We start from the raw sequence: 5356 nt of genomic DNA on the forward strand, positions 1-5356 counted from the left end.
CCACGCGCTACGACAAGCACGCCGTCAACTACCTCGGAGCGATCCACCTCTGCGGACTCCTGGGCTGGCTTTCATGATCCACCAGACACTTCCTAGGGCAGCCTCACCGATCGCGTCGTTCTGCGTGGGGTGGGCGTGCACCAAGCGGGCGACATCGTCGGGATAGGCCTCCCAATTGACCATCATCTGGCCCTCGCCGATGAGTTCGCCGACCCGGGCGCCGAGCATGTGCACCCCGACTATGGGGCCGTCCTTCTCCCGCACCAGTTTGATGAAGCCGGCCGTCTGCAGCATCTGGCTCTTCGCGTTGCCAGCCAGGTTGTATTCCGTGACCTCGACGCCGTCAGCGCCGTACTGCTCTCGGGCTTGCGCCTCGGTGAGTCCGGGACCTGACCCCGATCAGTGGATACGCTGAACCCAGGCCGAGCCTGGAGGAAGCGAGATGATCGGCTCGTGGTGCGGAAGGTGTATTCGGAGGAGTTCCGCCGGGATGCGGTGGAGCTGTATCGGACGACGGAGGGCTCGACGGTCGCGTCGATCGCCGCCGATCTGGGGATCATGGACACGACCCTGTCGGCCTGGCTGAAGGCCGCCGGGGTGCCGATCCGCGGCCGCTACCCGCGGCCGGACGGCGGGCCCCCGCCGGATGGCGAGTCGGCCGATGCCGAGCTGGCCCGGCTGCGCGCGCGGGTCGCGGAGCTGGAGGCCAATGAGCGCAAGCTCGGTGCCGAGCGGGACATCCTGCGGGCGGCGGCCAAGTATTTCGCCGGGGAGACGCGCTGGTGACCCGCTTCCAGTTCGTCGCCGACCACCGGAACGCCTTCGAGGTGAAGCGGATGTGCCAGCTCGTCGAGATCTCCCGGGGCTCGTTCTACGCGTGGGCGGCCGCCGCTGACGCCCGGGCCGCCCGGGCCGCGGCGGATGAGGAGTTGGCCGGGCGGATCCGGGCGGTGCACGCCAAGGACCGGCAGAACCGGGCCTACGGGGCGCCGCGGGTGACCGCCGAGCTCAACGACGGCGCCGGTGACGGGGAACGGGTGAACCACAAGCGGGTCGCCCGGGTGATGGCCGCCCACGGCATCGCCGGGATCCGGCTGCGCCGCCGCGTGCGTACCACCGTGCCCGAGTCGGCCGATGAGCAGGTGCCTGACCTGCTGCACCGCGACTTCACCGCCGACGAACCGAACGTCAAGTACGTCGGGGACATCACCTACCTGCCCTGCACCGACGGCAGCACCCTGTACCTGGCCACGGTGATCGACTGCTTCTCCCGCCGGCTGGTGGGCTGGTCGATCGCCGACCACATGCGCACCGACCTGGTCGCCGACGCCCTGCTCGCCGCGGCCGCAACTCGCGGCAGCCTCACCGGGGCGATCTTCCACGGCGACCACGGAGCGCAGTACACCTCCCGGGCCTACGCCGCCCTCTGCGACCGGCTCGGGGTGATCCGGTCGATGGGCGCCGTCGGCTCCAGCGCGGACAACGCCCTTGCGGAGTCGTTCAACGCCACCCTCAAGCGCGAGACCCTGGCCGGCGCGCCCGGATGGCCCACCGCCGCCGACGCGCGGCGGGCAGTCTTCGCCTGGGCCACCCGCTACAACACCCGCCGCCGGCACTCCGCCTGCGGCCAGATCAGCCCGAACGACTACGAGGCCCGCCGGGCCCCGGCTACGCTGCCAACCGCGGCGTAGACACCCCACGCGTGTCCAAGATCAGGGGGCAAGGCCCTCCCACGGAACCGATCTGCGGCTCGCAGTAGGTAACGCGGGGGATGCCGGACTCGATGATCGATGGTGGTTTTAGCCCGGCGATCTGCTCGGCGACGAAGATGCCGTGTTGGAACCCACGGTGCGCCAGTTGGAGGCCGGGCACAATGTCGCCGATGGCGTAGACATTTCCTACACCGGTGTGCAGCCGCTCGTCGGCGAGGACGAAGCCGCGATCCATCGGGATGCCGTTCTCCGCGTAGCCGAGGTCGGCAGTGGCCGGTCCGCGACCGATGGCCACCAGAAGCAGTTCGGCCTCGAGGGTCTTGCCGTCCTGGGTGGTGACCACGACGCCCTCGTCGGACTGGGTCGCGTCGGCGAACATGGTGTTGGTATGGAAGGCGATCTTCCGCTTCCGGAAGGCGCGCTCCAACCCCTTGGACAGGGCCTCGTCCTCTCCGGGGACCAGGCGAGGCAGGCCCTCGACGATGGTCACGTCGGCGCCCAGGGACGTCCAGACAGAGGCGAACTCGACGCCGATCACGCCACCGCCCAGAACGATCACACTGGCGGGCACTCGGTCCAGTTCCAGCGCCTGCTCGGAGGTGATGATGCGCCCACCGATCTCCAGGCCCGGCAGCGACCTGGGATATGAGCCGGTGGCCAGCACGACGTTGGCGCCCCTGTACGGGGCGCCGTCGACCTCGACCGTGTCCAGGGCGACCAGCCGGCCCCAGCCGCCGATCAGGTCGACCTTTCGGGACGACACCAGCCCCTGCAGCCCCTTGTGCAGGCGGCCGACGACGGAGTCCTTGAACGCGTGGACGGCGGACATGTCGATGCTGCCGAAGGTGCTGAGCACGCCGAAGGTGCCGCTCTCCCGGATGGTGTCGGCCACCTCCGCCGACTGCAGCAACGCCTTGGTGGGGATGCAGCCACGGTGCAGGCAGGTGCCGCCCAGCTTGTCGCCCTCGATGAGCGCGACCGTCATGCCCAGTTGCGCACCGCGCAGCGCGGCCGCGTACCCGGCGCTACCTCCGCCGAGGACGACGAGGTCGTAATCCACAGTTCCCCTTCCCGATGCACGTCGATGAGCACTTTTCGCCGGCCGTCGAGGTCGACAGGGGGCTAGAGGCCGAACGCGCCGCCCTCGACGAGGATGACGATGCCCAGGCCGATGAGGACGATCGGGAACAGGATGTGCTCGAATCGCTCCAGCACCTCGGCGATCGGCTTGCGGGTGGCGACGAATCGCGCTGCGACGACCAGCACGGCCACCAGGGCAAGAAACACGATCGAGTAGGCGATGATGCCTGCCGTGCCGACGGTGGTGAAGACCGGCACGTACACGCCGATGTTGTCTCCCCCGTTGGCGAAGGTGACTGCGGCGATGGTGAGCACGCTGAGCGACTTGCCGCTGACCTTGCCCTCGTCGTCATCGTCGTCGTCGCTGCGCCAGGCCCGCCAGGCTGCGAGCAGGCCGAGGACCAGCGGGATGAGCCCGAAGTAGGGGATCGCCTCCTCGGGCAGGAAGCTGCGCGCGCCCAGGGCCACGACAACCGCGGCGGCCAGAATGGCGCCGAAGCCCAGGTACTGGCCGGCGAGGATCTTCCCGGTAGTGCCGGGCTGACCGGCGCCCCGGGCGTAGAACAGCGACAGCACGATGATGTCGTCGATGTTGGTGACCATGAACAGGCCGACGGCCTGCACGGTCCACGTGAGAATGTCCATGACTGCCTTTGCTCGAGATCTGCACCGGACGGCCGGCTGGAGTGCAGCCGCGCGGTCGGCGGTGGGTCGTCAGTCGAGAACGTCCGTTCCTGACAGCCCGCCGACCGGCCGCGGCATCGCTTTTGAACGATGCTAGCACCTGCCGACGTTGTCGTTCGACGACTCGCGCGACAGGACTTGCGGCCAGCGTCGCGATACCCGCGGCACAGTCCGTCGCCGTTCATGGGCGACCGCGCGAACAAGGCCGCCACCCTGCTGGACAGGCGCTCAGTTGCCTGCTTTCATCGGTCTTTGGCGATGCTAATGACGTACGCCGATGGAGTGGCCCGCATGCTGATGAACCGCGCAGAAACGATCCTGGTGAACAGCGGTGCCCGTCGGGCGCTGCAGCGGTGGTACGAGACCCCGACTCTCCTGCGGCTTGGCGGGCAGGTGGCGCCGGGCGGGCGAGCACTCGAGTTGGGCTGCGGAGCGGGCTACGGCACCGAACTCGTCCTCGAGCGGTTCGGTGCCGATCGCGTTGACGCTGTCGACCTCGATCCCGAGATGGTCGATCGGGCGCGGCGCCGGCTGGCCCGCCACGGCGCCCGAGTCCGGCTCGCCGTCGGGGATGTCACCGACCTGCGACGCGCGCTAGATGTACTGACCGGAGACGTTGGTTGAGGAGTTGTGACGACGAGATCTGACTAGGTCTTGTTCGGGGAGGACCTCCGGGCGTGGAGTGGAGCTGCTGAAGGCGACCACTGCACGAGCCCCGGAGGTCCTCGGTGTCCCACGCTAATGCCGCTCTGACTCCACGCCACCGTCTGCGGCTCGCGCGCGCGGTCGTCGAAGACGGCTGGTCGATCTCCTACGCCGCGGCGGTGTTCAACGTCGCCTGGCCCACCGCCAAACGCTGGGCCCACCGCTACCGCTCCGAGGGGCCGGCGGGGATGGTCGACCGCAGCTCCCGCCCGCACTCCAGTCCCCGGCGCACACCCCAGCCGGTGGTGCGCAAGATCGTGCACCTGCGCTGGAAGCAACGCCTGGGCCCAGTGGCCATCGCCGACCGGGTCGGGGTCGCGCCCTCCACGGCGCACGCGGTGCTGCGCCGCTGTCGGATCAACCGGCTCTCCCACGTCGACCGCGCCACCGGGGAACCGATCCGCCGCTACGAACGCGAACGCCCCGGCGAGCTGATCCACGTCGACGTGAAGAAGCTGGGCAACATCCCCGACGGCGGCGGCTGGCGCTACGTCGGCCGCGCCCAGGGCGAGCGCAACCGGGCCGCGACCCCGGGCAAGCCCCGCAACAAGCACTACGACCCGAAGATGGGCACCGCGTTCGTGCACACCGTCATCGACGACCACAGCCGAGTCGCCTACGCCGAGATCCACGACGACGAGACCGCCGCCACCGCCATCGGCGTTCTGCGCAACGCCGTGACCTGGTTCGCCGACCGCGGCATCACCGTCGAACGAGTGCTCTCCGACAACGGCTCGGCCTACCGCGCCCACGCCTGGCGCGACGCCTGCACCGACCTGGGCATCACCCCGAAACGGACCCGGCCCTACCGGCCGCAGACCAACGGCAAGATCGAACGCTTCCACCGCACCATGGCCCAGGGCTGGGCCTTCCGACGGCAGTACCTCAGCGAATCAGCCCGCCGAAGGGCCCTGCCGGCATGGCTGCACGAGTACAACCATCACCGGCCCCACACCGCGACCGAGAACCGCCCGCCCATCACCCGCTTGACCAACCTGTCCGGGCAGTACAGCTAGTGCCCTGACCACAAACCTTGCCGGTGGGTCGATGCTGATGCATGGCCGAACGCGTGAAGACAAGGCGCCTCTCGGATGAGGAGGGGCAGCGGCTGCTGCGGATCGTGCGCCGGGGCGAGCCGAAAGCGACCAAGAGCGTGATCCGCTACCGGCGGGCGA

General features: G+C 69.4%; 5 protein-coding genes and 1 pseudogene. 3 read left to right on the forward strand and 3 right to left on the reverse strand.

Features of this window, described 5'->3' with window-relative positions:
* Positions 1–24 precede the first annotated feature (24 nt).
* Positions 25–372 (reverse strand): annotated as a pseudogene (locus ACK586_RS25115) (hypothetical protein); the annotation flags it as partial.
* 81 nt (positions 373–453) lie between these two features.
* Here ACK586_RS25115 and ACK586_RS25120 point away from each other — a divergent pair.
* Positions 454–1691, forward strand: a protein-coding gene (locus ACK586_RS25120; protein WP_409333264.1) for an IS3 family transposase whose coding sequence is annotated in 2 segments (ribosomal slippage) — positions 454–766 and positions 766–1691 — 1239 coding nt in all. Because the reading frame shifts where the segments join, the coding sequence is not laid out codon by codon here.
* Here ACK586_RS25120 and ACK586_RS25125 read toward each other — a convergent pair.
* Together ACK586_RS25125 and ACK586_RS25130 are read right to left on the reverse strand one after the other, a co-directional pair.
* Positions 1669–2772, reverse strand: a complete 1104-nt coding sequence (locus ACK586_RS25125) for a dihydrolipoyl dehydrogenase (protein ID WP_409333265.1) — start codon at positions 2770–2772, stop codon at positions 1669–1671. The genes ACK586_RS25120 and ACK586_RS25125 overlap by 23 nt on opposite strands.
* 62 nt (positions 2773–2834) lie before the next feature.
* The gene (locus ACK586_RS25130; RefSeq protein WP_409333266.1) at positions 2835–3437 is read right to left on the reverse strand and encodes a cadmium resistance transporter; all 603 of its coding nucleotides are present in this window, start codon (positions 3435–3437) and stop codon (positions 2835–2837) included.
* A gap of 330 nt (positions 3438–3767) precedes the next feature.
* Here ACK586_RS25130 and ACK586_RS25135 point away from each other — a divergent pair, with 330 nt between their 5' ends.
* Positions 3768–4100: a class I SAM-dependent methyltransferase gene (locus ACK586_RS25135; protein ID WP_409333267.1), complete on the forward strand. Its 333-nt coding sequence runs from the start codon at positions 3768–3770 to the stop codon at positions 4098–4100.
* A 104-nt stretch (positions 4101–4204) separates the two neighbouring features.
* The gene (locus ACK586_RS25140) at positions 4205–5197 is read left to right on the forward strand and encodes an IS481 family transposase (RefSeq protein ID WP_409333268.1); all 993 of its coding nucleotides are present in this window, start codon (positions 4205–4207) and stop codon (positions 5195–5197) included.
* The last annotated feature ends 159 nt before the right edge of the window (positions 5198–5356 follow it).

This window comes from Trujillonella humicola, assembly GCF_046233715.1.
Lineage (GTDB): Bacteria > Actinomycetota > Actinomycetes > Mycobacteriales > Geodermatophilaceae > Trujillonella > Trujillonella humicola.

Coding starts and splice junctions, on each gene's coding strand:
- ACK586_RS25135 (WP_409333267.1), top strand. CDS start 3,768: ATGCTGATGAACCGCGCAGAAACGATCCTGGTGAACAGCGGTGCCCGT.
- ACK586_RS25130 (WP_409333266.1), bottom strand. CDS start 3,437: ATGGACATTCTCACGTGGACCGTGCAGGCCGTCGGCCTGTTCATGGTC.